Below are 23,082 nucleotides of genomic sequence, written 5' to 3'. Positions count from 1 at the left end.
AGGCCTAATCTCGTGGATCGAACGACTGATTGCCATTCGTGGTCCACACTTTGAACCCCAGCTGCCGGAGTGCGTTCCATGTCTGACCGTTATATAGACTTCGCCAATTCGTCCATCGGCCATCGTCTGGTCGGGGCCTTGGGACTGCCGTCTCCGGTACGCCTGGAACGCTGGCAAGCAGGCCGGCTGCGGCCCGTCGAAGGAGCGCTGTTGATCGGCGGCGGCCCGTTGGCGGACAACGTCAACACCTTCGCCAATCGCCTGACCGATGCGATCTATGCCTACGGTGCCGAGCCTTCACTGGCCACCGCGTGGATTCCCGGCCACGGTCCGAAGATCAAGGCCGTGGTGTTCGATGCCAGTGATGTGCTGCACACCGATCAGCTGAAACGGCTGCGCGAATTCTTTCAACCGCTAATGAAAAACCTCGATAACAGTGCGCACCTGGTGATTCTGGGGCGCGCGCCAGAAACGCTGAGCGACCCGTTCGCCGCCAGTGCACAGCGTGCCCTGGAAGGCTTCAGCCGTTCGCTGGCCAAGGAATTGCGCAGTGGCGGCACCTTGCAACTGATCTATGTCGGCGAAGGGGCCGAGGATCAACTGGAAGGGCCGCTGAGGTTTTTCCTCTCGCCCAAAAGCGCATTCGTGTCCGGGCAGGTCATCCGATTGAAAGCCTGCGATACGCAGGTTACGGACTGGACTCGTCCACTGGCCGGGCGCAAGGCGCTGGTCACCGGTGCCGCGCGTGGCATTGGTGCCTCCATCGCCGAAACCCTGGCCCGTGACGGCGCCGAGGTGATCCTGCTTGACGTGCCACCGGCCAAGGCCGACCTGGACGCGCTCGCCGCACGCCTTGGCGGGCGCAGCATCACCCTGGACATTTGTGCCGAAGACGCTGCCGCGCAATTAATCGAACAGCTGCCTGACGGGATCGACGTGGTGGTCCACAACGCCGGCATCACCCGCGATAAAACCCTGGCCAACATGACCCCGGAATTCTGGGATGCGGTGCTCGCGGTCAACCTCAACGCACCGCAAGTGCTGACCAAGGCGTTGCTCGACAGCGGCACCTTGCATGACAACGGTCGAGTGATTTTGCTGGCCTCGATCAGCGGCATCGCCGGCAATCGTGGGCAAACCAATTACGCGGCAAGCAAGGCTGGCCTTATCGGTCTGGCTCAAGCCTGGGCACCGCTGATGAGTGAACGCGGCATCAGCATCAACGCCGTGGCACCCGGATTCATCGAAACGCAAATGACCGCACACCTGCCGTTCGGTATCCGCGAAGCCGGGCGACGCATGAGTTCGCTTGGCCAGGGCGGCCTGCCGCAGGACGTTGCCGAAGCGGTGGCCTGGCTGGCGCAGCCTGGCACCGGCGCGTTCACCGGGCAGGCGTTGCGAGTCTGTGGACAAAGTGTTCTGGGGGCGTAGACATGATCATTGACTGGCACACGCTCAACCGCGAACCGAGCCTGCCTGCGCTGTATGTGCGCGCGGCGATGCGACGCAAAATCACCGGCACCACGTTGCCCGACTCCGGTTTGCGCTGCTGGGTCGAGGTCGATCCCAACCGTTTGGCGGCGTATCGCAAGGTCTGCGGGTTTGCCGACAACGGTTTGCTACCGCCGACCTACCCGCACATCCTGGCGTTTGCGCTGCAGATGCAATTGCTCACGGCCAAGGAGTTTCCGTTCCCGTTGCTCGGGCTCATCCACCTGAGCAATCGCATCCGGGTTTTACGGCCCATGGGCGGCGTGCATCGTGTGCGGGCCAGTGTGCAGGTGCAGAACCTGCAACCGCACGCCAAGGGCGCCACGTTCGATCTGGTGACCTCACTTGACGATCAGCTGGGAACGCTGTGGGAGGCTGAAAGCCGAATGTTGTGCCGGGGCGTCAAACTTGAGGGCGAACCCGTCGAAGAGGTCCTGGCCTCGACACTGGACATGATGGAAGTGACGCGCTGGAAAGCGCCGGCGGATATCGGTCGCCAGTACGCCAAGGTGTCCGGAGACTACAACCCGATTCACCTGAGTGCCGCCAGCGCCAAACTGTTCGGCTTCCCCACAGCCATCGCCCATGGGCTATGGAACAAGGCACGGACATTGGCCGCGTTGAGCGAGCATCTGCCCACCGCCAATGTCGAGATCGAGGTTCAGTTCAAGAAACCGGTAAGGCTGCCCAGCGAAGTGACATTGCTGTCCAGCGCGGCAGGCTCCAGTGGCGATTTTCAGCTGGTGGGTGCAGGGGATCTTGAACACATGACAGGGCATTGGCGGCCCATCGCGTGAGTCGGCCGTTCCCACGCTCGCGTGGGAGCGGTTTTCAGCCCTCATGCCATGGTCAATTGTGTCTAAACACCTTTGGTTTTTTGGCGCCCTCTCAAGGGACGAGGCGTTGCATCTCCGGCTGCGGAAACAAATTATTCAGCGTTTCCAGTAACCGCACGTGGTAAATCGGCTTGCGAAACAGGTCAAGCACCTGCAGGCGCAGCATGTCGCTGACATCCTCCATGTCCGCATGCCCGGACGTGACGATCACCGGCAAATGTTGACGTGAAGTGTGTTCGCGCAAGCGCCTGATCAGCGACATGCCGCTTTCCTCCGGCATGCGCAGATCAGTGATCACCAAGGCGATATCAGGATGGCGGGTCAGATGCTGCAGGGCGAACTTGACCGACGTTGCGGTGAAACAATTGAAGCCCTCCCCCTCCAGTAATTCCGCCAATTCCAGCAATGCATCCTCTTCGTCATCGACCAGCAGCAGCTGTTGACGTGGCAGCGCGTGCGCGTTCATGGGTAACTCCTGCAATGGACCAAGCGCTGACGTCAGTACCACTCAGGCACGCTGGCAAGCTGTAACGTTCATGGCGTCGCCGGCACCAGTACATTTTTGATTCCGGTAAAAATCAGCGTAATCGCACCCGAAATCGGCGTCATGAAAGCCGCCAATGCCACGGCGGCCATGCCCGCGATAATGGCGTATTCGATACCCGAAGCCCCTTCGGTGTCTTTCGCCAGATTGAAGTAGAAGGCAGCTTCGGACTTGATCTTCTGAACAATGTTCGTGAAGGACATAACGATTTCTCCTGAGAGCAGCGGGTGTTGCACCGTCGCAACATGATTCCCCTGTGCCAGCATCAGCATTGTCGCCATTCTCCGGACCTACAACTGTAAGAACGCATTAATACTTAAGTATTAAGCGCAGGCCGTGGACATTGGAAAACCGCACCGGGCGCGTCAACCCTTTCCTTTTGTTCGTTATTTTTTGGGCACTAATGGCGTTTTGCTCTACCTGCGCTACCGTCCAATAGCGAAATAGTTCAATTTTTTTACCGCCTGACTGCAAAAAATTTCTCGTCGCACGGCACGGGTCATCAAGCACCAGGGAAGGGGAAGCCGTCATGAACAGCCGAATCACCATGGGCCTGGCCGGATTGTTTTTGGTCGGTGCCCTGATCGCCGGTTACTGGGGACTTACACTGAGCCGACAACCCTCTCCCGAGCCTATCGTGCAACCTGGCGTTGTCACGGCCGCGCCAACCACGCCCGCGCCGGAGCCCGCAGACGATCCCACCCGCCAACCGGTTGTGGTCCTGCTGCACGACGTGGCGCCCTTCGTTCAGATCACTGCCGCCGATGTGACCCTGGAAAAACTGCGCACGGTCCCGGTCGGCAGTTTGACCCGACTCGATCAAGCGATTGGCCGCACGCCGTGGCGCGCACTGGCGGCGGGCACCTGGCTCAATGCTGAAAGCTTCGAAGCCGGCAGCGCGCTGGCGCGAATGATCCACCCCGATGAGCGCGCACTCGCCGTAGCGGTAGATGAGGTGATCAATGCGGGTGGCCAACTAAGCCCGGGCGACTACGTCGACGTGCTGCTGTTTTTGCGCGCAGACGCCAACAACCCCCAGCAGTCGGCTCAGGTGGTGGTCCCGGCCTTGCGCGTGCTCGGTGTCGGTGAACAACTGGGGCTGACCAATGATGGTCGCCCCGCCAATCCCTCGCGCAGCAGCGAAGAACAAATCAAGCAGGACCAATTGCGCGCCAGTGCCCGCTCGGTGTTGCTCGCCGTCCCCGAACCGTTGCTCAGTCGCCTGATGCTCGCGGCCCAGGCCGGCGTGTTGCGCCTCGCCGTGCGCAGCGCTGAAGAGAAACGCCTGGCGCAGTATTGGGCGGGTGCAAACAGTTCACCGGCCAACCTCGCCAATACCAATCGAGACCTCGTGCAATTCAATCAACTGGCCCTCGTCAGTCCTCCCAAACCACTCACCTTCGGTGGCGGCGCTGCACCACGCCAAGCGCGGGTGGAAGTCATACGCGGTAATGAAGTGACCCAACAAACCCCCTGAGTCGAGCAAGGATGCATCTCAATGCATAGTCGTTCCATGCCCATGTCCGTTTTCCAAGGCCTGCTTTGGGTTTCCTTGATGAGCGGCCTGCCGTTGAGCATGACCTTCGCAGCCACCGGCAATTGTGCCGCGCTGGGTTCATTACCGGCCGTGCTGGAGGTCGGTGAAGGGCTGCAACAAGAACTGCAATCACCCGTCGCGATCACACGGCTGGCGGTCGGTGATCCGAAAATCGCCGACGTGCGTGTCAACGGCAACCAGGCCTTCCTGCTCACCGGCATGGCGCCCGGGGCCACCAGCCTGATGGTCTGGACTGCCTGCGCCAGCGCTCCGCGTCAGAGCATGGTGTTTGTCCAGGGACGTGCAACGGCGGCGTTGACCCGCACGTCGCCCATGCCCTCCGAAGATCCCTTGCTGCCCTCGCAAGTACAGACCGACATTCGCTTCGTGGAGGTCAGCCGGACCAAACTCAAAGAAGCCAGCACGTCGATCTTCGGGAAAAGTTCGAACTTCCTGTTCGGCTCTCCCGGCACCGTGCCCAACACCGCCGTGACACCGCGCGTATTGCCATTGCGCAACATCGATCCACGCATTGCCGTGCCCAGCATCCCGCTGGCCAATGACATGTTCAACATCGTCGCCGGGGGCGGCAATTTCCTCGCGATCATCAACGCCATGGAAGGCAGCGGCTTCGCCTACACCCTGGCGCGGCCAAGCCTGGTGGCGATCAGCGGGCAGAGTGCGAGCTTCCTGGCCGGTGGCGAAATTCCAATCCCGGTCCCCAGCGCCAACAGCAACAGCTACTCCATCGAGTACAAGGAATTCGGTATCCGGCTGACACTCACCCCGACGGTTGTCAGCACCGATCGCATTGCCTTGAAAGTGGCGCCGGAAGTCAGCGAACTCGACTACAACAACGGCGTGACGATCGGTGGCACCACGGTCCCGGCATTCACCATTCGCCGCACCGACACCAGCATCTCCCTGGCCGATGGCGAGAGCTTCGTCATCAGCGGCCTGATCAGTACGCAAAACGCCTCGCAGGTCGACAAGTTCCCGGGGCTGGGCGACATCCCGGTGATTGGCGCATTTTTTCGCAGCTCCTCGATCAAGCGTGAAGAGCGCGAGCTGCTGATGATCGTCACCCCGCACCTGGTTCAACCGTTGGCCGCCAACGCGCAATTGCCGTCACTGCCCGGAGAACAACTGCGCAACTACGACCCCGGGTTTTACCGCATGTACTTCCTGGAAAACGGCAACTTCGATAAACGCAGCGGGTTATCGCAATGAGCCAGAACCTGAGTCAAACCTTCCTCGCGATCACGCGGAACAACACCGACCTTGAATGGCTGCAAGGCGCCCTCGCGCCCTTGGGTCAGGTCGTCAGCGCCGGCGGTGGCAGCCTCGACGAGTTGCTGGCGCTGGTCGATGTGACGTTCGCCAGCCTGGTGTTCGTCGGCCTTGATCGCGAGCATGTGGTGGCGCAGAGCACCTTGATCGAGGGCGCGCTGGAAGCCAAGCCGATGCTGGCAATCGTTGCGCTGGGCGACGGCATGGACAACCAGCTCGTGCTCAACGCCATGCGCGCCGGGGCGCGGGACTTCGTTGCCTATGGCTCGCGTTCCAGTGAAGTCGCCGGGTTGGTACGGCGCCTTGGCAAACGCCTGCCGCCGGTGGCACCGAGTAATCATCTGGGTGGACTGACCGTGCTGTATGGCGTGCAAAGCAATGCCGACGGTGCGCTGCTCGCCAACCACATGGCGCACGTGGTGCAAAAGAGTGGCCAGCAAACCTTGCTGCTGGACTTAGGCTTGCCCCGTGGCGACAGCCTGGCGCTGCTTGGTCTGGAGAGTTCGTATCATTTCGGCGATGCGCTGAGGCACGTACGACGCCTGGACTCGACCCTGATCGACAGTGCCTTCACCAGCGACGGAGACGGGCTGCGCATCCTTGCCTACGCCAGTCACGACGAACCGCTGGAACTCACCAGTGCTGCCGAGCTGTACATGTTGCTCAGCGCCTTGCGCCAACACTTCCAACACATCGTGGTCAATCTCACCGGGCAACCCGACTGCGAAGCGCTGCGCACCTTTGTCAGCCATTGCGACAAGCTGCTCTGGTACACCGATCAGAACGTGCTCGACTGCCGCCGCAACCTGGCGATGCTCAACCTGTGGCGCGAAAAGGGCATGAAGCTCGACCACGCCCGCCTGCTGATCGACCGCTACTTGCGCAACGTCGCACCGGACGCCGACACCCTCGGCAAAAGCTTTGGCATGGAGGTCATCGCGATCCTCGCCTGTAGCCCGGAAGTGCGCCTCAACGCAAAAAACCAGGGCGTGAGCCTGTTCGAACTGGCCCCGCGCGAAGGCCTGACCCAAAGCTTGCGCACCCTCGGCGAATGCTTGGCCAAACGCTCCGAAAGCCTGTCCAAACCCAAGACCGGCTGGTTCAACCGGCTTAGGGGCGCGCAATGAACGGTGAACAATTGTTCGGCGCCACTCAACGCACGCCGACCGGTAACAGCGACCACGAAGGCCTCAAACAGGTCCTGCACCGCTACATCATCGACGCCATTGAAGAGTCCGGAAAAAACCTGCTGGAGGGTTCGCGGCAAGTGCTGTCGCAGTTCGTCATCGACAAAGTGGCGGAGTACATTGCGCGCCTGCACTTGGCGATCACCCGCTATGAAATGGAGCGACTGGCCGAAGAACTGGTCGATGAACTCACCGGTTTCGGCCCGCTGGAAGTGCTGCTGCGCGACCCGGCTGTGACCGAGATTCTGGTCAACGGTCCGCACCGGGTGTTCATCGAACGCGAAGGTGTTTTGTATCAGAGCGACTTGCGTTTCATCGACGCACACCACGTCGAACGGGTCATGCAAAGAATCCTCGCTCCGTTGGGTCGGCGGCTTGATGAATCGTCGCCGATGGTCGATGCACGCCTGCCTGATGGCAGCCGGGTCAATGCGATCATTCCGCCCATCGCCCTCGACGGCCCGTGTCTGTCGATCCGAAAATTTCGCAAGGACATGCTTAAAAGCACCGACCTGATGGCGATGCAAACCATCGATCAGGCGATCTTCGATTTCATCCAGGAAGCCGTGGGCAAGCGCTGCAACATTCTGATCAGTGGCGGCACCGGCACCGGCAAAACCACTCTGCTGAATATTCTCAGCCAATTGATCAACCCGCACGAACGACTGGTGACCATCGAAGACGTCGCCGAATTGCAGCTGGGCCACCCGCACGTCGTGCGCCTGGAAACCCGCCCGCCGAATGCCGAAGGCCACGGCGAAGTGAAGTCCAGCGACTTGATCCGCAATGCCCTGCGGATGCGCCCGGACAGAATCATCCTGGGTGAAATCCGCGGTGTCGAAGTGGTCGACGTGCTCACGGCGATGAACACCGGTCACGACGGTTCGATGAGCACCGTACACGCCAACAATGCCCAGGATGCACTGTTGAGGCTGGAAACCCTGGTCGGCCTGACCGGCCGCACGATTGCCGAAAAGACTCTGCGGCAAATGATCTGCGCGGCGCTGGACGTGGTGATCCAGTTGACGCGCATGCCTGATGGCCGGCGTTGCGTCGCCGAAGTGGTTGAAGTGATTGGCGTGCGCGATGACGTCTACGTGACCAACACGCTGTTCAGGCTGGACCGGCGCACCGGCTTCGGTTTTCTGCGTGAGGCGGTCAACCCCGCCGGCGACAAATTGCGCCGCGAGTCAGCACTCCCCCTCTCACCTTATTAAGGGCCACGGCATGCTCAAACCGGTGCTGCTTATCCTCGTTTGCCTGGTGATGTTTGGCCTGTCGATCCGTTTGTTGCTCAGTGGACTGCGACAGACCGGGACTGAACGCGTTCTGCAACGCCTGACTCAGGGGCAGCCGGAACTGACTGTCGAAAAGTCCTCTTGGGCAGGCCTGGAAAGGGCCTTTCTGCGCGCCGGTCTCGGACGCCCCACCGAACGCCTGGGCGTGTGGATGCTGCTTTGGGCCCTGGTCATCCTGATCGGTTTCGCCAGCGCCGGCTGGATCGGCGGCGGGGTGTCACTGCTGGTGCCGCCTCTGGTTCTGCGGCTGTACATCAGCTGGCGCTATCAACGTCGCCTCAAACGCATGATCGAGCAACTGCCACCAATGCTCGATCACACCGTGCGCAGCCTGAAGTCCGGACGCACCCTCGCCGATGCCGTGCTGGGCGCCATCGATGCCGCCCAGGACCCTTTGAAAAATGCCATGGGCCGCGTGCAGCGCAACGTGCAGTTGGGCGTCAGCCTGCCGGATGCGGCCACCGACTTTGCCGAACTGTATGAGAAAGACGAACTGCGCCTGTTTGCCTTGGGGCTGAAGGTCAATCACCGCTATGGCGGCAGCGCCAGCGAACTGCTGGAAAACCTGATCAAAATGATCCGCGAGCGCGAGCAGATCGCGCGACAACTGAGTGCCATGACCGGCGAAACTCGGGTGACCGCCTGGGTGTTGGGTAGCTTGCCAGTGGGCCTGGCCGGCTATTTTCTGGCTGCCAACCCCACCTACTTGCTCGCCATGTGGCACGACAGCTCGGGGCAAATCATGCTCGCCACCGCGTTCGGTTTGCAGGCGGTGGGCAGCCTGCTGCTCTGGCGCATGTTGCGTAGCGTATGAAAATCGCCCTGCTGATCAGTGCGCTGCTGTTTCTGGGGGCAACTCTTTTGCTCCTCAGCGCCCTGCTGGATCAACGCCGGCGCACGCGCCAAGTGGCCCAGCGACTGGACGGCAAACGAGCCGAAAAAAACCGCGTGGGCCTCTGGTTGCAGGCGCTTGGCAACAGCTCTCTCGGTCAGCGTGTGGTCAATCTGGACAACGAGACCCAGACCTTGCTCAACCGTCTGGGCTGGCGCAGCGCCCGACGGCGCTCGCTGTTTGCCGCGTGCCAGGTCGGCGTCCCGGTGCTGGCGCTGTCCATCAGCTTGCTGATCCAGAGCGTTTTCTACCTCAACGTTGAGAACCACTGGATCGCCCCGCTGTTTGCCACCGCCATCGGCTACTTACTGCCCAAACGCTTGCTCGCCGCAGCGGCACAACGCCGACAAAGACAACTGGCCACCGAGATCTCCACCTTCATTCCACTGCTGCGCATCCTGTTCGAGTCGGGCATGGCGGTGGAACAGTCGCTGCGCGTCATGAGCCATGAAGGCAAATACCTTCTGCCCACACTGACTCAGGAACTGCGCCTGGTGCTGGCCCGTGTCGACTCCGGCCTGGAACTGGGCGAAGCGCTGAACAGGGCCAGCCACCTGCTGGCGGTCGATGAATTCACCGACACCTGCGTGATCCTGCAGCAGTTGCTTCATCAGGGCGGTGGGGCGATGAAATCCCTGCTGGCGCTCAAGCAATTGTTCGATGACCGGCGCCTGACCCGCTTGCAGGAATACATCTCCAAGATGTCCGCCAAAATGTCCGTCGTGATGATGCTGTTTCTCTTCCCGGCGTTGTTGATCGTGCTGGCCGGCCCCGGGTTCACCGCCCTGGCGCGGGCCATTGGTTCATAGAGGGATGATGATGAAAGCAATGATTGCCGGTTTGAGTCTGCTGCTACTGGGCGGCTGCGCAACGAACAGTCAGGCGCCCTGGAGCGCACTGACCAACACCGCCAGTTGCGGCAAATTGGGCGCTGATGAACAACTGTCGATGAACCTCGCCGACGACATGGCCAAGGACGGAAAACTGCACGCCAGCCTTGCCAACTTGCAACGTCTGCCCGACAACCTGGCCGACGTACGCCTGCGCAAGGCCAAGGTTTACCGCCTGCTGGGCCGCAGTGAAGCCGAGCCGCTGTACCGCAGCCTGGTCGGCACCTGCCTGGCCGCCGAAGCCGAACAGGGCCTGGGCCAACTCGCCGCTGCCAGGGGCGATAACGGTCAGGCCCAAACCCACTTGCAACGCGCCGCCCAGTTGGCGCCCACTGATGAAAAAATCCGCAACGACCTCGGCGTGGTCTACCTCAATCAACGGCGCATCGAGGATGCACGCTTCGAGTTCCTGACTGCCATGGAACTCAAACAGAGCGATCAACTGGCGGCGTTGAATCTGGTGACGCTGTTGATCTATCAGGACGACTGGAGCCGCGCCGCCGAACTGGTCAGTCGCGTCGGCCTGAGCCCCGCCCAAGTCACCGAAGCCCAAGAGCGCGCGCAAAAACTCAAGGCCCCGGACAAGACAGGCCCGATCGCCACGAACCAAGTCGCCGCCGTGACGGTTGCGCCCATTCAATAGAGAGAACATCGCGATGAAACCGACCTTCGTTTACCTCGCCCTGTTGGCCTTGCCCCTCACCACCCACGCCCTCGAAGGCCCCTCCTCGGCGCAACAACAGGAAACCGAAGGCTGGCTGCAACTGCAAAGCAGCAACAAGGCCGCCTCGCAAAAACCACAAACCTCAACCGCGACCGAGCGCGAACTGAGCATGCAGCGGTGGCTAAAAAGCTATGAGCATGAGATTCCGAAATTTTTTGACCAGAATGAAGGAGGGACAGTGTCCAGCGGGTCTGGGGGATAAGCTTCGGAGGTGATTCGCTGCGGGGAGCGAGCCTGCTCTGGGCGGCGTTCCGACGATGGAGGTCTGTCGTCCAGCGTTGATGGTGAATGACAGACCGCCATCGCTGGCAGGCCAGCTCCCACAGTTGAATTGTGTGCATCTGCTTGGGATTGGTTGGCCGGCAGGTCGCCATCATCGGAACGCCGCCCGGAGCAGCCCGCTCCTACACGGGATGAGTTTACAACTTGTAAGAAAGTGGTCGGCTGTCTCCACTTGCCGCTTCTCACACGGCGAAGAGGTGGCAGCTATGTGCGAGGTGAGAAGACCGGTATGGACACCCGGCCAGACCGAAGTCCGCCCGCACACAGCCGCCATAACGCATTGACCGGCAGCGAACAGGCTGGTGGCAATTATGCGTGTACAGACACTGGCGACAGCCAGAGGTTAGAGACACAGCTTCCTACCCGGCAACCTGAAAAATGCGTGGGAAAGCGCTGTGTTTCTTACACATCGCTCAGCACAAAAATGGAACGCGGAGCGTCCCTGGCTGCATTCCCACGCGGAGCGTAGGGAACGATCATTTGGCAGCAGGAAGAGATTGTTCGGCTATCTGGCCGCCATCGCGGGCAAGCCCGCTCCCACAGGGTTCGATGTACACCTGCAAGAGATTGGTCGGCTGTCAGGCCGCCATCGCTGCGATGCGGCGACCCGACAAGCCAGCTCCCACAGTAAATCGGGGGCATACCGCCCGCTCCTCACCACTCAACAGGCCGAGCGTTAGCTCGCCTGCAGCTCTTGATCTGGTTTTTGATCCACCTGCCCCGTCGGCAGGCTGAGTGGAGGCGTTCATCTGGGGGGTAGGCGCGTAGCGCCGTGCGGCGAAGCCGCACACATCGAGAGGAGGTCGAAGCGAAGCCGACCGGAGGCGATGCCCCCAGATGAATGCCGGAACGAAGGAACACCGAGCCCTAGCGAGGGGCCGAACGTCGGGGCAAAGCCTTTTGGTTCCTTTTTGGCGTTTGAAAAAGGGACTCGCCGTAATTGGATGGACTCGCCCGCGCCGAGGCGTCAATGCGCCACGGGGGCAGTCTAAGAAGCCACCGACAGCGAGGGCGAATCCATGAAAAAGCATACGACGGTTAAACAGTCCCTGTCTTCCACCGATCTATCGACCTGCACCACGGTGGCGGTCGATCTTGCCAAACAGGTATTCCAGATCGCGGGGGAAAATGCCCTTGGCCAGGTGCTTTACGAAGAACGAATCAAGTCGCGTGAAGCCTTTCATACCTTTCTGCGCCAACTCCCGCCAACCATAGTGGTGCTGATGGAAACAGGACCAGGCGCTCAAGCATGGGCGCGCCAGCTACAGGCTCAGGGCAGTCTGGCGCGGATTCTTCCAGCACAGCTTGTGGCCAAGCACCGCAGCGGCGCCAAAAATGATCGTAATGATGCCCAAGCCATATTGCGCGCCGGGCGCGACAGCAAAATTGCGGCAGTCCCCATCAAAAGCGCCACCGCACTGGCCATGCAGGCCTTGCACCGTGCCCGGCAAGGTTATGTCCGTCGGCGTACAGCCATGAGCAACCAGATGCGGGGCTTGCTAATGGAGCACGGCATCACCCTGGCCCAAGGTGATGCCGCCATCAATCAGACCCTGCCTAGGGTGCTGGAAGACGCGACACAACCCTTGCCCGACATGTTGCGCGAGCTGGTCGACGAGCTGCTGGGCGAATGGCGTCAGCTGGGCGAGCGGATCAACGTGCTGAGCGGTCGCCTGGAGAATGCCGCGAACGAGGATAAAACAGCCCGGCGACTGATGAGCGTACGCGGTATCGGCCCGATCATCGCCACCGCGCTTTTGGCCAAGCAAACCGACCCGGAACGCTTTGCCAATGCACGTCAGTTCGCCGCCTACTTTGGCATGGTGCCTGAGCAGAACAGCAGTGGGCAGAGGGTCCGCCTGGGCAGGATGAGCAAACGAGGCGACAGCTATGTGCGCAGCCTGATGGTGCAAGGCGCTCACGCGGTATTGAGGCATTTACGCCCGGATTCAGAGCAGCCCGACGATCGTCGGTTGCAACGTTGGCAGGAGCGACTGGGCCGCAAGGAAGCGGCGATACGCTTGGCGAATCGCAACTTTCGAATCGTTTGGGTGCTGCTACAAAATGACCAGACTTACCGCAGCCAACCGGCCGATGGCCGGCCAGCTGCGCCAAGTCATTGATCAAAAGCGTTCTGCCACCGGGGCGTCACGGCGCTCCAGCCCCTGCTAGAAAACATTGAACCCAGGTCAGACCGTCGCGGATCGATGCCTGCGCCCTTACCGGCCTTCGAGGCCTGCACGTAATCGGCATACCGCGAGCTCAACCAATGTTGGCCAGAAGCTCAAGACAGCTTCCTTGGACAGGCCTTATACATAAATGCAACCGGGTAGCAGTGTTTGAAAAGCAGGTAGTCAGTGTGGGCGAGTCCATACATAAGGGCGAAACCGCCAGCCGCCGTTACCGCAACAACGGATATACCCCCCACCAAAAACCAAAAAACCTCAGTGAGCAATACGCCGAAGAACCCCAGAACCACCAGGCGAAAGCGCCAACGCCAACTGCGTCCGATTATGCATATGCGTCAACCGCAAAACCTGCGACACATACAACTTCACCGTGTTCTCGGTAATCCCCAACTCACAGGCAATCTGATAATTGGTCTGCCCCTTCCCCACCAACTGCGCCACCTCCAATTGCCGTGGCGACAACTGATGAAAAACCGCAGGAAGCCGCACCCGATCCACACCATCGCCATCAGAAAAATCCGACGACTGCGGACCCTGGCGAACCCTATCCAGATCCTGATACAGATCATCGATCGACTCCGACAGATACTGCAGCTTCTGATCCAAATGCCCCAGCTGCACACTCTTCTGCCGCTCCTGCAACACCACCTCCTGACGCTGAACACCTTCGAGCAACTCATCCAGATCAATCGGCTTCTGGTAATAATCAGCAAACCCGGCGCGCAAAGCCTTGATCACATCCTGCTTATCCGCACGCCCCGTAAGCATGATCGCTTCGAACGCACGATGCTTACCAGCCAACACCTGCAACGCCTGAACCAACTCAATCCCGTTCTTGTCAGGCATATGCAAATCACAGAGCACCAGACCAATCTCCAGATCATCCTGAAACCGCTCGATGGCTTGTCTGCCGGACTCGCAAGGAACACAGCGATAACCACTCCCTTGAAGAAACTCACAGAGCTCTTCAACAACCAGAGGTTGATCGTCCACCACGAGGATTTTTACAGCCGATGTAAACTTGTTCACGAGCAACTCCTTGCGGGGTCAAGGCTGACCGTTCCTGTACTTGCACCAAAGGCTGTACAACAACTGATTTGAAAGTAGACGCACTTCCCAACTATGTACATGGAAGTACCCGAGCCTGGCGACTAGTGCATCCAGGCGAGCGCGAACAAAAATCCGACCAGCACAAACGGAGCAAACGGCGGCTTTTTTGACGATTGCGGCCCTAAATATCTAAGAAGATCCCTAACCCTTTGACTCATATGAAGCCAGACTTTTGGCGCGAGCAGCAGCCAAAGGACGCTGGCCAATCCGGCGCCGATGAACACGCCCAGCAGCAGCCTACCGTCTGTCGCCAAACCCAAGGCTGTCATTAATTTCACATCGCCGCCCCCCAGGCGTCGCATCGCATAACCGGGCAAGGTGAAGGCCAGCGCCAGCAAAAAAGCCCAGCCACCCTGCGCCGCCTCGGCGCCCAGCCAAGTGGTGTCAGTCCAGAGCAAATAGACGAGCGCCAGTAAGCCGCCCCCCAGGGTCAGGCCATTGGCGATGTGTTTTTCTCGAGCATCCTGAGCGGCGCATAACGCCAGCCAGGTCAGTAGGACAAAGCTCTGCATTCGGTAAAAAACATCCGTTATGGCTGAATGATTCTATGCTGATATTACGCAGTGACAGTCAGGGTAGACGCGCTAATGAAAACAGGCCTCCCCCGCAAGCAAAAAGGCGCCGTGGCGATTGAATTTGCCTTGGTGTTCGTAATCTTTTTCGCCGTGTTCTATGGGATTGTGAGTTACAGCCTGCCGCTGTTACTGATGCAATCGTTCAATCAGTCGACCGCCGAAGCGGTGCGTCGCAGCGTAGCGCTGGACCCGAGCACACCTGGCTACGCCACCGCCGTGCAGACCGTTGCCACCACGGAGTTGAGCCGGCAACTGGCGTGGATTCCCACCGCGCTGAACTTCAATGTCGCCACCGATGCCAGCGCTACTTATGTGGGGGGAGTCTTGAAGGTCACCATCAACTACCCCACCAGCAAATTGAACCGGGTGATCCCGTTTCTGGTGCTGCCGGGAATCGGTCCAGTGCCCAACCTGCCGGCCAACCTCACCGCCAGTGCGAGCCTGCAATTTTGAGTTCCGGGGACAAACTCTTCGGGCGTCTGCTTAACCGCCAACCGCTACCGCCACTGGCGCCGCCAGACACCCTGAGCGTGCCAACTGTCGGCCTGCAATTACACCTGGACGCCGAAGGTCGGGTGCTGCACCTGACCGGTCCGCTGCGCCATGCCCTGGCCCAGCAAGTACCCGCCGCGCAGGCATCGCCCTTGCTCGATTACCTCATGCCCCACAGCAGCCTCGCCGTCGAAGGCACGCCGTCGGACTGGCAGGGACAGGTGCTGGACCTGGACTTTTACAGCCTCAGCGGACACCCGCTGCATTTGCGCGGCTGGGTCCAGCCCTTGGCGAACGGCTGGCTGTTGCAATTGCTCGACATCGGCGACTTGTTGCTTGAGCGTCGACAATCACGCAGTCGCGAACACAGTCATTTGCTCGCGGCCAAAATCAGCGAACAACTACGCCTGTGCAGCCTGACGCGACTGGCTGACGTATTGGTGGATCAACTGCAGAGTCTGGCTCAGCGCTTTCATATTCCCTGCATTGCCGTGGCGTTGCTCGATGAGCAGGCACAGGGCTGGCAAATTCATCAGCATTACGCCGCCTGCGACGCCCCGCAGCTCTGGAAAAACAACCAACGCCTGGGCACCGGGCTCGACAGTTTGAGCGGCACCGCTGTGCATCGCCTGACGTTCGGCGAGCACCCTCGCCTGCACGATATCTTCGGCCATGCCGAAGGGCTGGCGGTGCCTTATTACGATGCACACGGCGTGGTCGCCTGGTTGCTATGTGGTTGTTATGCGCCGCAGCGCGGCGCCCCCGATCTGAACGACTGCGACTGGTTGCTGCTCACTGCCGCCCTCGCCAGCCCCTTGCTGGAACGGTTGCGCGAGCATCGGCATCACCTGCAACTGGAACGGCTGGACTCGTTGCAAGCGTTACTCGGTACCGGATGGCTCGAGGTTTTCAGCACCACCGCCGAAGTGCAATTGGCGCCATCGCTCGCCGACACGCTGAGCCTGCTCGCGACCCGGGTGCCGCTGAGCGAATGGCTTGATCGCGTGCACCCTGCCGACCGCGAAGAACTTCGCAGCCGTCTGCAAGACTGGCAGGACGATGCCGTTCCGTTGCTTCTGTGTGTGCGCTTGCATTGCCCAGACGCGACACAAACACCGAGATGGTATCGCTTGCAAGGCCAGGCCCTGGGTGGCGGAATAAACCGCCGGCTGGTGGGCTTCATGCTCGACATCAGCGACATCAAGACCCAGGAACAGAACGCCTCGACGGCCCATGCCCGACTGGACAATCTGATCGCCAGTTCGCCGGCCGTGATCTACGTGCAGCGTTACGTCGAAGGAGCGTTGCTACCGACATTCTTCAGCGCCAGCCTGCAGCCGTTGCTCGGCCTGGAGCTTGCCGATTGCACTGCCGGCGCACTGACAGAACGGGTTCATCCCGAGGACCGCGACCGCTATTTTGAACGCACCCGACTGTTGTTGCGTGAAGGCTCGGTGCGCAGTCGATATCGACTGCGCGACGGCCGTGGCGATTACCACTGGCTGCTCGACGAAGCCAAGTTGCTACGCAACGACCTCGGCCTGCCGGTGGAAGCCGTTGGTTTGTGGCTGGACGTCACTGAAGCGACCCTCGCCACCGAGCAAGTCAAACAGAGCGAAGAGCGCTATCGAATACTGGTGGAGGATTCCCCGGCGATGATCTGTCGGTATCGCCCCGACCTGACCCTGATCTTTGGTAACCGGCCACTGGCGACGTATCTGGAATGTCAGCCCGAGCAACTGCCGGGGGTGAATCTGGGCAGCTGGATGTCAGACGAACAGCGCGCCGCGTTCCTCCAGCGGCTCAGCCGACTGAGCCCGGACGTACCGGTCAGCACCGCGGAAATCAATCTGCAATTGCCGGGACGGGAACATGCGTGGTGGGTCTGGTCGGATCGCGGGGTGTTCGATGAGCAGGGCCGCCTGCTCGAGATCCAGGCCGTGGGCCGTGACAACACCGAAGTACGGCGCTCCCAGCTACAACTCACGCAAAGCGCGAAGATGGCCACCCTCGGCGAAATGGCCACCGGACTGGCCCATGAAATCAATCAACCGTTGAACGTGATGCGCATGGCCATCGTCAATGTGCTCAAACGCCTGAACAGCGGTGAGGTACAGCTCGATTATCTGACCGACAAGCTCAACCGCATCGACGCGCAGGTCCAGCGTGCCGCGCGAGTGGTGGATCACATGCGAGTGTTCGGCCGCCGCTCGGAGATCGAGCAGCAACCGTTCAATCCGGCCGAGGCGATCCAGGGCACGCTGTCACTGCTGGCCGAAGGCATGCGTGGCAAAGGCGTCGAGCTGCGGATCAGTCAGACCGACTTTGAAGTTCAGGTGCGCGGCCATATCGATCAACTGGAACAGGTTCTGATCAACCTGATGGTCAACGCCAGGGACGCATTGCTGAGCAAACGCGAGACCGATCGTGAGTTCAAACCGTGGATTTCGCTGTACGCCGGACAGGACAAGCAATCGGTGCGATTGTGGGTCGAGGACAACGGTGGCGGTATCGATCCACGGCTGCTGGACAGGATTTTCGAACCGTTCTTCACCACCAAACCGGCGGGCATCGGCACCGGGTTGGGGCTGTCGGTGAGTTACGGAATCGTCGAGAACATGGGCGGTCATCTGAGCGTGAACAACACCGTCGAGGGCGCCCGGTTCTGCATTGAGTTACCGATCGCCGACGACGATCAGATCACCAGTGACGCACGCCCGGATTGACAGCTGAGGTTGGCGCCGACATCGACCTTGTTCAGGTCGATGCCCAGACTGACCAGCAGTGTATTGATCAAGGTGTCGAGCAACGGGCTGAGCACTCCGTTGATAGTGTCGACCAGGACGTTGGTGACGGCGCTGAGAATCGTCCCCAGACCACTCACCAGACTGCCCGTAGGGCCATACATGTTGACCTTGATATTGGTCAGCGTGTCGGAAAGGCTGCTGACGATATTGCTGGTGGAAAAGGAATAGTAGAACGGTGGCTGGTTGATCTCCGGCAGGCTGGTTGCCGGTGGTGCGGAATAGACGTGAGGGATATTGGCGTTCTGGGCCACGGTGGTGTCGACCATGATATCGATCCCGCCGCCGACGCCTGGAATCCGTGGGTCGCAACTGACGGGAAAGATCAGGAACCGACGACAGGTTTTCACCCCGATATCGATCACCTTCAACGGCTGCACCACCACGGCTGGCGGCGCGGTGTTGCTGCCGAACGTCGTGTTTGGGTCAATCTTGCCGACTTTCAGATTCACCAAGGACGTGCTGGTATTGGTGGTCAATGTCTTGCTGGTTGGGCTAAGGCAGCTGTAGGCGGTGACGTAACTGTTGGCGCTCGACACGTCCACTGCGACGTCGAGGCCCACGACGTTGGAAAGCGGCACGATCGACGGTGTCTGACAGTCAGCCCCCAGCGCGCAGGTCAATGAATCGATGACACCAACCAGATTTAGATGAAGCAAGGCATTCAAGGTATTGGTCAGGGGGCCGGCCAGATCGGCTGCCGCCGCGAGCAACGGTTGGATGGCACTCAGAATGGGCAGGTTGACCGACAGCAGCGTGCGTATCTGAGCCGTTTTTACATAAATCCGATTGGGTCCCAAAGGCGCGAGCGCGGCGTTTTTCGGATTGCCGATGGCGGAAAGTTGGGGCGGCTCCAGGACCTGCACCCGAGCGGTGATTTGCGCCAGCCCCGAGAGGTTGATCGGCAGGGTCGCCACCAGGCCGTTTTTCTTGTTGGCCAGTTGCACGACGGCTTCGATCAGGTCGAACACTTTCAGGTTGGTGGCCAGTGCCGTCACGTTGCTGCCGGTTTCAATGTGCAGCATGTTGCCCAGAACAACGCTGGTCGTACCGGCCGCGACTTTCAGCGCTTGAAGACTGCCGATGGTGGCCGTCGCGCCGAGTGTGCCGCTGGGGTCCAGCACGTTGACGGCGGTCTGGATCAACTGGCTGACGGCAATCGTATTGCCCAGCACCTGGTCATACCCGGCGGCACTGAGGTTGAGGTCGACTTTCAGCCGGTCGAGGTAGCCGAGCAGGCTGATGTTGGTATTCACCAGCCCGTTCCAGCCGACGGCATTGATGTTCAGGTTACCGCCGAGCAACCCACCGAATAACGCATTGAGCATGACCGACTTGCTGGTATCGACGCTCAGCGCTGTACTGCGAATGGTCAGCGAAGCCAGGGGTGGCGGTAAGGCGGCGACCGCCGTGGCGGACAGGTTGACTGTCGCCCCGCGTGGCGCGCCACCGAACAGTGCGCCGATGCCGCCGGCGAAACTCTGCGGGACCACATGGCTGGCGATCACCCGAATGGCTTCGCTTTTGCTTGGGTCGCCGGCAAAGACTCGAAGGTTATTAGCGTCCAGGGCCAAGACACCACAAGCCACCTGCAGGTTGCGGTTGGGGCCGGGAAAGGAGAAGCCATTGCGGTTGGCGCTGGCGTTGGCATACACCGTGGCCGTGGCCCCGGCGGTGCAATCGCCGCCTCGGGTCGAGGCTTCAAGTGCGGCCATGTCCGCCACGCGCTGCAGGTCGCGCTTTTCCAGGTACAACCGACCGCTGTCGACCACCAGCAGCACAAACACCAGGGCCATGCCCAGCGTCAGCGCCGCCATCATGCCGATAGCCCCGCGTTGTCGGGTCGCGCCGTAGAACTGCTGTCGGGAAGACATCGCGCACTCCTTTGCCGGTGCACAACCGAGGACTACCTCCTTGGGTCAAAAGCAGTGTAGACAAGGCTCGGCAAGACTGCTGGCAAGACGCCACCCCACACTCAAAAACTAATGTGGGAGCGAGCCTGCTCGCGATAGCGGTGAGTCAGTCGACATTAATGTCGAGTGGACCGACGCCATCGCGAGCAGGCTCGCTCCCACAGGGGGGCATGGTGTTTGGGGTTCGGTGGTTAGCGCGGTGGATAGTTGGCGAGGATGCGTCCCACGGTTTCATGTATCGCATTGCTGCGATCGGAAGGGTTGGTTGTACGGCTGAGCAGTTGCTCATCACTGCCACGCCACACCAGTTTGCCGTCCTTGCCATCGAGTAGATCGATCTGGATGGTCGCCACCTTGTAACTGACGTTACGGGTTTCGTTGTACATCGGTGCGCCCCAATAACCATTCCAGGGATTACCCCAACCGCCGCCATAGTTGGTGGTCACCTGCTGCTGGCGCTCTTCGATGATCAGGTAGGTCTGGACATCCAGATTACCCTTGCTGCCGGGAGCGGCCGGGCGCAGGCCGCGCTGATCCAATTGGTCGGCCACCGATTCGCGGATACGCTGTTCGGTCAGGTCGCTCTTGATCCGTGGGTCGTCAGGGCGATATTGCAAGGCAGGCTCTTTCCAGCTCCAGCTGCGATAGGCGGCGAAGTCGCGGCTGGCATCGAAGTCACTGTTGACCTGGTTGGCGGCGCAAGCGCTGAGCAGCACGGCCACAGCCAGTATGGTAAAACGGCGGATCATGATGGTTCTCCGGGTTGAAGACATGAACCTTTCAAAGGCTTCCAAACCACAGAAGCTAACTAGGAGGATACGCCGACATCGCCTTTTCTACAGCCTCCCGGATCGCGTCGGCACGCTCGCTTTGGCTGCCCCGATTGCCGGTTTCAGCACTTGAACTCCACACCGGTTGACCGGTGCTTGCGTCGAACAAATCCACCCGCACGACCACGACCTGTTCCTGATAAGTGCGCACGATCGGCACCGTGTTGTACATGCCATAGCCGCTGCCGTAATGGTTGTAACCGCCGCCGTAGTAACCGCCGCCGTAGCCATAGTCATCCTGCACCTGCCGCAAGCGGGTCTCCAGGTGCAGATCGGCGCTGACAAACAGGTCAGCCGGGCGGCTGGTATCGTGCAACGGCCGCAAGCCGCGCTGGTCGAGGGCATTGCTGACCGCTTCTGCGACCTCGGCCGAGTCCGCCCAGACGCTGCCCGGCGGCAGTTGCCCGTTGAGCCAGGCCCAGCTGCGGTAACGACCGTAGTCACGCGGCGGCGCCGGGTAGGCGCTGCGGTCGAAGGTGCTGGCCGCTTGAGGCGGTGCCGGCGGCAACGGATTGGACGACGCCACATAAGGGTTGCTGCCCTGACACGCCCCCAACCCGAGGCAGATCACCAGTAACCCTGCACGACTTTTCATTTCGAGCTCCGATCAGACCGGCCGACAGATCCAGTGCAAATAACGCCCAAGCCCGGCAAAGCTTGGGTGACGTCGGTGAGCCAGCTCCATTTCGAGCAGGTCCACCAGTTCGGCGCGTGCCTGGAACTCCACTGGCATGTAGTCGTGAAAAACCCGCACTCCGCTCTGAGTTTCGACCCGCCACAGACCCTCAAGTTGCTCCGCCAGTTCACGCGGATCAAGAGGCTGCTGCGGCGTCAGGCTTTGCTTCTCGCCGGCCATGTCGTTCTTGCGCATTTTGCGGAAGTGACCCTTGAGCAGGTTGCGATAGATCAGCGCATCGCGGTTGTAGAAGGCCAATGACAGCCAACCGTCCGGCTTCGTCAACTGATGCAGCACCGGCAGGATCGCATGCGGTTCGGCCAGCCATTCCAGCACGGCATGGCACAGCACCAGGTCATAAGGTTCGGTGAGCTGACCGAGCAGTTCCTGCCACGGCGCCTGAATGAACGTGGCGCTCTGCCCGGCCTCGGCGAAGCGCTGGCGGGCGCCTTCGAGCATCGGTTCGGCGGGCTCGGCCAGCGTGACATCATGCCCGCGCTGGGCCAGCCACAGCGACATGTGCCCCAGGCCGGCACCGATATCCAGGACGCGTAACGGCCGCTCCGGCAAGGTTTCCGCCAGGTCGGCCTGAAGCACGGCCAGGCGGATTGCCCCTTTGGCGCCCCCGTAGATCTTTTCCGCGAAGCGGGTCGCCAACTGGTCGAAATGACGGTCGCTCATGAGCCAAACCTCTTTTCACTGTCTGCGAGCTTGCTGCGCACCACTTCATCCATGTCCAGCCCCAATTCGCTGCACAGCAGCAGCAAATAGAGCACTATGTCGCCGACTTCCTGCCCGGCGTGGGCGAGTTTGTCGGCCGGCAACTGGCGCGACTGGTCTTCGGTCAGCCACTGGAAGATCTCCACCAGCTCGGACATTTCCACGCTCGCGGCCATGGCCAGGTTTTTCGGGCTATGAAATTGCCGCCAGTCATTGCGGTCACGGATGGCGTGCAGGCGTTCGGTCAGTTCAACAAGGTTCATCGGGCTCTCCTGAAGGCGTATAGCTTCGGGGGGATGGCCGGGGATGGCAAGGGTGCTTTTCCTGTGGGAGCGGGCTTGCTCGCGAAAACGGACTGAAATCGACATCAGTGCTGGCTGACAAACCGCCTTCGCGAGCAAGCCCGCTCCCACAGGGTCTATGCAACCCTCTATGCTTGCAGGGAACTCGCCATCGCGATCAATGGCCCAAGCCTCAACCCCTTACATCAGGACGTTCACGACATGCAGGTAGAAAGTTTTTTCGAATGGCTCGGTCAGGCACTCGGTTCGGTCATCCGCTTTATCGTTGATGGCCTCAGTGGCTTGTTCAACCTGCTGAGCCATGCCGGCAGCAATTTTGTCGAAGGCTTGTCCCGTGCCTTGGGCATGGAAACGTCGATTATCACTATCATCGCGTTGATTCTGGGGTTGATGCTGTTGTGGTCAGCGATTCGGGCGTTCATGAACGCGTCGATCATCATGGGGATCATCTGGTTGCTGCTGGGGCTCTGGTTGCTGAGCTGGATCATCCACTGACAACC

The 23,082-nt window shown here is 60.5% G+C and carries 23 protein-coding genes; 14 read left to right on the top strand and 9 right to left on the bottom strand.

The genetic code is table 11. The features are described from left to right. Positions 1-78 precede the first annotated feature (78 nt). Complete coding sequence (locus tag K5K95_RS12130) at positions 79-1,431, top strand: 3-oxoacyl-ACP reductase (protein ID WP_222589629.1); 1,353 nt, start codon at positions 79-81, stop codon at positions 1,429-1,431. 2 nt (positions 1,432-1,433) lie between these two features. Further along, a complete protein-coding gene (locus tag K5K95_RS12125; protein ID WP_222589628.1) occupies positions 1,434-2,288 on the top strand; it encodes a MaoC family dehydratase in 855 nt (284 codons plus the stop codon). Positions 2,289-2,379: 91 nt separating this feature from the next. Here the strand turns inward: K5K95_RS12125 and K5K95_RS12120 are convergent, their stop codons facing one another. Continuing rightward, on the bottom strand, positions 2,380-2,793 hold the full coding sequence (locus K5K95_RS12120; protein ID WP_222589627.1) for a response regulator: 414 nt from the start codon (positions 2,791-2,793) through the stop codon (positions 2,380-2,382). 68 nt (positions 2,794-2,861) lie between these two features. Further along, on the bottom strand, positions 2,862-3,074 hold the full coding sequence (locus K5K95_RS12115; protein WP_090175965.1) for a Flp family type IVb pilin: 213 nt from the start codon (positions 3,072-3,074) through the stop codon (positions 2,862-2,864). Between the two features lie 326 nt (positions 3,075-3,400). On the opposite strand from K5K95_RS12115, the gene cpaB reads away from it, so the two are divergent. From cpaB to K5K95_RS12070, 9 genes are all read left to right on the top strand, one after another. Further along, positions 3,401-4,348 (top strand): Flp pilus assembly protein CpaB, encoded by a 948-nt coding sequence (gene cpaB / locus K5K95_RS12110; protein ID WP_222589626.1) that lies wholly within the window; start codon positions 3,401-3,403, stop codon positions 4,346-4,348. 21 nt (positions 4,349-4,369) lie between these two features. Continuing rightward, positions 4,370-5,638, top strand: a complete 1,269-nt coding sequence (locus K5K95_RS12105) for a type II and III secretion system protein family protein (RefSeq protein ID WP_222589625.1) — start codon at positions 4,370-4,372, stop codon at positions 5,636-5,638. Beyond that, positions 5,635-6,825 (top strand): CpaE family protein, encoded by a 1,191-nt coding sequence (locus K5K95_RS12100; RefSeq protein ID WP_222589624.1) that lies wholly within the window; start codon positions 5,635-5,637, stop codon positions 6,823-6,825. The genes K5K95_RS12105 and K5K95_RS12100 overlap by 4 nt, the downstream gene beginning before the upstream one ends. Continuing rightward, the gene (locus tag K5K95_RS12095; protein ID WP_222589623.1) at positions 6,822-8,102 is read left to right on the top strand and encodes a CpaF family protein; all 1,281 of its coding nucleotides are present in this window, start codon (positions 6,822-6,824) and stop codon (positions 8,100-8,102) included. Before K5K95_RS12100 ends, K5K95_RS12095 begins: the two co-directional genes overlap by 4 nt. A gap of 10 nt (positions 8,103-8,112) precedes the next feature. Then, the gene (locus tag K5K95_RS12090) at positions 8,113-8,997 is read left to right on the top strand and encodes a type II secretion system F family protein (protein WP_222589622.1); all 885 of its coding nucleotides are present in this window, start codon (positions 8,113-8,115) and stop codon (positions 8,995-8,997) included. Continuing rightward, positions 8,994-9,884: a type II secretion system F family protein gene (locus K5K95_RS12085; protein WP_222589621.1), complete on the top strand. Its 891-nt coding sequence runs from the start codon at positions 8,994-8,996 to the stop codon at positions 9,882-9,884. The genes K5K95_RS12090 and K5K95_RS12085 overlap by 4 nt, the downstream gene beginning before the upstream one ends. 10 nt (positions 9,885-9,894) lie before the next feature. Further along, a complete protein-coding gene (locus tag K5K95_RS12080; protein ID WP_222590329.1) occupies positions 9,895-10,608 on the top strand; it encodes a tetratricopeptide repeat protein in 714 nt (237 codons plus the stop codon). Positions 10,609-10,621: 13 nt separating this feature from the next. Continuing rightward, the gene (locus K5K95_RS12075; protein WP_222589620.1) at positions 10,622-10,891 is read left to right on the top strand and encodes a DUF3613 domain-containing protein; all 270 of its coding nucleotides are present in this window, start codon (positions 10,622-10,624) and stop codon (positions 10,889-10,891) included. Positions 10,892-11,990: 1,099 nt separating this feature from the next. Further along, positions 11,991-13,094 carry an IS110 family transposase gene (locus tag K5K95_RS12070; RefSeq protein WP_222585923.1) on the top strand — a complete coding sequence of 368 codons (1,104 nt, stop codon included), beginning with the start codon at positions 11,991-11,993 and terminating at the stop codon, positions 13,092-13,094. 321 nt (positions 13,095-13,415) lie between these two features. On the opposite strand, the gene K5K95_RS12065 is transcribed toward K5K95_RS12070, so the two are convergent. Together K5K95_RS12065 and K5K95_RS12060 are read right to left on the bottom strand one after the other, a co-directional pair. Then, positions 13,416-14,189, bottom strand: a complete 774-nt coding sequence (locus K5K95_RS12065) for a response regulator transcription factor (RefSeq protein ID WP_222589619.1) — start codon at positions 14,187-14,189, stop codon at positions 13,416-13,418. 122 nt (positions 14,190-14,311) lie between these two features. Continuing rightward, positions 14,312-14,782, bottom strand: a complete 471-nt coding sequence (locus tag K5K95_RS12060; RefSeq protein ID WP_222589618.1) for a prepilin peptidase — start codon at positions 14,780-14,782, stop codon at positions 14,312-14,314. A gap of 75 nt (positions 14,783-14,857) precedes the next feature. Here K5K95_RS12060 and K5K95_RS12055 point away from each other — a divergent pair, with 75 nt between their 5' ends. Next, on the top strand, positions 14,858-15,298 hold the full coding sequence (locus K5K95_RS12055; protein ID WP_222589617.1) for a TadE/TadG family type IV pilus assembly protein: 441 nt from the start codon (positions 14,858-14,860) through the stop codon (positions 15,296-15,298). Next, on the top strand, positions 15,295-18,063 hold the full coding sequence (locus K5K95_RS12050; RefSeq protein ID WP_222589616.1) for an ATP-binding protein: 2,769 nt from the start codon (positions 15,295-15,297) through the stop codon (positions 18,061-18,063). Before K5K95_RS12055 ends, K5K95_RS12050 begins: the two co-directional genes overlap by 4 nt. Here K5K95_RS12050 and K5K95_RS12045 read toward each other — a convergent pair. The 5 genes from K5K95_RS12045 to K5K95_RS12025 form a co-directional block, all read right to left on the bottom strand. Further along, a complete protein-coding gene (locus K5K95_RS12045; protein ID WP_222589615.1) occupies positions 18,033-20,015 on the bottom strand; it encodes a pilus assembly protein TadG-related protein in 1,983 nt (660 codons plus the stop codon). The two genes, K5K95_RS12050 and K5K95_RS12045, sit on opposite strands and share 31 nt — an antisense overlap. Before the next feature lie 230 nt (positions 20,016-20,245). Then, positions 20,246-20,803 (bottom strand): DUF4136 domain-containing protein, encoded by a 558-nt coding sequence (locus K5K95_RS12040; protein ID WP_222589614.1) that lies wholly within the window; start codon positions 20,801-20,803, stop codon positions 20,246-20,248. Between the two features lie 55 nt (positions 20,804-20,858). Next, entirely contained in the window at positions 20,859-21,479 is a 621-nt protein-coding gene (locus K5K95_RS12035; RefSeq protein ID WP_222589613.1) for a DUF4136 domain-containing protein, read from the bottom strand. Between the two features lie 12 nt (positions 21,480-21,491). Then, complete coding sequence (locus K5K95_RS12030) at positions 21,492-22,241, bottom strand: methyltransferase domain-containing protein (protein WP_090176010.1); 750 nt, start codon at positions 22,239-22,241, stop codon at positions 21,492-21,494. Continuing rightward, a complete protein-coding gene (locus K5K95_RS12025) occupies positions 22,238-22,543 on the bottom strand; it encodes a MazG-like family protein (protein ID WP_090176013.1) in 306 nt (101 codons plus the stop codon). The genes K5K95_RS12030 and K5K95_RS12025 overlap by 4 nt, the downstream gene beginning before the upstream one ends. Before the next feature lie 240 nt (positions 22,544-22,783). Here K5K95_RS12025 and K5K95_RS12020 point away from each other — a divergent pair, with 240 nt between their 5' ends. After that, entirely contained in the window at positions 22,784-23,077 is a 294-nt protein-coding gene (locus K5K95_RS12020; protein ID WP_222589612.1) for a hypothetical protein, read from the top strand. The last annotated feature ends 5 nt before the right edge of the window (positions 23,078-23,082 follow it).

It is taken from the genome of Pseudomonas sp. DR48 (assembly GCF_019823085.1).
In the GTDB taxonomy this organism is placed as follows: Bacteria; Pseudomonadota; Gammaproteobacteria; order Pseudomonadales; family Pseudomonadaceae; genus Aquipseudomonas.
The sequence above is the reverse complement of the archived record's forward strand: the minus strand, read 5'-3'. Positions and strand labels throughout refer to the sequence as shown.

What these genes read in the sequence shown, in the direction of transcription:
- K5K95_RS12085 (WP_222589621.1), top strand. Translation starts at nt 8,994, where the DNA reads ATGAAAATCGCCCTGCTGATCAGTGCGCTGCTGTTTCTGGGGGCAACT.
- K5K95_RS12130 (WP_222589629.1), top strand. Translation starts at nt 79, where the DNA reads ATGTCTGACCGTTATATAGACTTCGCCAATTCGTCCATCGGCCATCGT.
- K5K95_RS12095 (WP_222589623.1), top strand. Translation starts at nt 6,822, where the DNA reads ATGAACGGTGAACAATTGTTCGGCGCCACTCAACGCACGCCGACCGGT.
- K5K95_RS12120 (WP_222589627.1), bottom strand. Translation starts at nt 2,793, where the DNA reads ATGAACGCGCACGCGCTGCCACGTCAACAGCTGCTGCTGGTCGATGAC.
- K5K95_RS12020 (WP_222589612.1), top strand. Translation starts at nt 22,784, where the DNA reads ATGCAGGTAGAAAGTTTTTTCGAATGGCTCGGTCAGGCACTCGGTTCG.
- K5K95_RS12030 (WP_090176010.1), bottom strand. Translation starts at nt 22,241, where the DNA reads ATGAGCGACCGTCATTTCGACCAGTTGGCGACCCGCTTCGCGGAAAAG.
- K5K95_RS12040 (WP_222589614.1), bottom strand. Translation starts at nt 20,803, where the DNA reads ATGATCCGCCGTTTTACCATACTGGCTGTGGCCGTGCTGCTCAGCGCT.
- K5K95_RS12055 (WP_222589617.1), top strand. Translation starts at nt 14,858, where the DNA reads ATGAAAACAGGCCTCCCCCGCAAGCAAAAAGGCGCCGTGGCGATTGAA.
- cpaB (WP_222589626.1), top strand. Translation starts at nt 3,401, where the DNA reads ATGAACAGCCGAATCACCATGGGCCTGGCCGGATTGTTTTTGGTCGGT.
- K5K95_RS12115 (WP_090175965.1), bottom strand. Translation starts at nt 3,074, where the DNA reads ATGTCCTTCACGAACATTGTTCAGAAGATCAAGTCCGAAGCTGCCTTC.
- K5K95_RS12035 (WP_222589613.1), bottom strand. Translation starts at nt 21,479, where the DNA reads ATGAAAAGTCGTGCAGGGTTACTGGTGATCTGCCTCGGGTTGGGGGCG.
- K5K95_RS12060 (WP_222589618.1), bottom strand. Translation starts at nt 14,782, where the DNA reads ATGCAGAGCTTTGTCCTACTGACCTGGCTGGCGTTATGCGCCGCTCAG.
- K5K95_RS12105 (WP_222589625.1), top strand. Translation starts at nt 4,370, where the DNA reads ATGCATAGTCGTTCCATGCCCATGTCCGTTTTCCAAGGCCTGCTTTGG.
- K5K95_RS12025 (WP_090176013.1), bottom strand. Translation starts at nt 22,543, where the DNA reads ATGAACCTTGTTGAACTGACCGAACGCCTGCACGCCATCCGTGACCGC.
- K5K95_RS12100 (WP_222589624.1), top strand. Translation starts at nt 5,635, where the DNA reads ATGAGCCAGAACCTGAGTCAAACCTTCCTCGCGATCACGCGGAACAAC.
- K5K95_RS12090 (WP_222589622.1), top strand. Translation starts at nt 8,113, where the DNA reads ATGCTCAAACCGGTGCTGCTTATCCTCGTTTGCCTGGTGATGTTTGGC.
- K5K95_RS12080 (WP_222590329.1), top strand. Translation starts at nt 9,895, where the DNA reads ATGAAAGCAATGATTGCCGGTTTGAGTCTGCTGCTACTGGGCGGCTGC.
- K5K95_RS12070 (WP_222585923.1), top strand. Translation starts at nt 11,991, where the DNA reads ATGAAAAAGCATACGACGGTTAAACAGTCCCTGTCTTCCACCGATCTA.
- K5K95_RS12045 (WP_222589615.1), bottom strand. Translation starts at nt 20,015, where the DNA reads ATGTCTTCCCGACAGCAGTTCTACGGCGCGACCCGACAACGCGGGGCT.
- K5K95_RS12075 (WP_222589620.1), top strand. Translation starts at nt 10,622, where the DNA reads ATGAAACCGACCTTCGTTTACCTCGCCCTGTTGGCCTTGCCCCTCACC.
- K5K95_RS12125 (WP_222589628.1), top strand. Translation starts at nt 1,434, where the DNA reads ATGATCATTGACTGGCACACGCTCAACCGCGAACCGAGCCTGCCTGCG.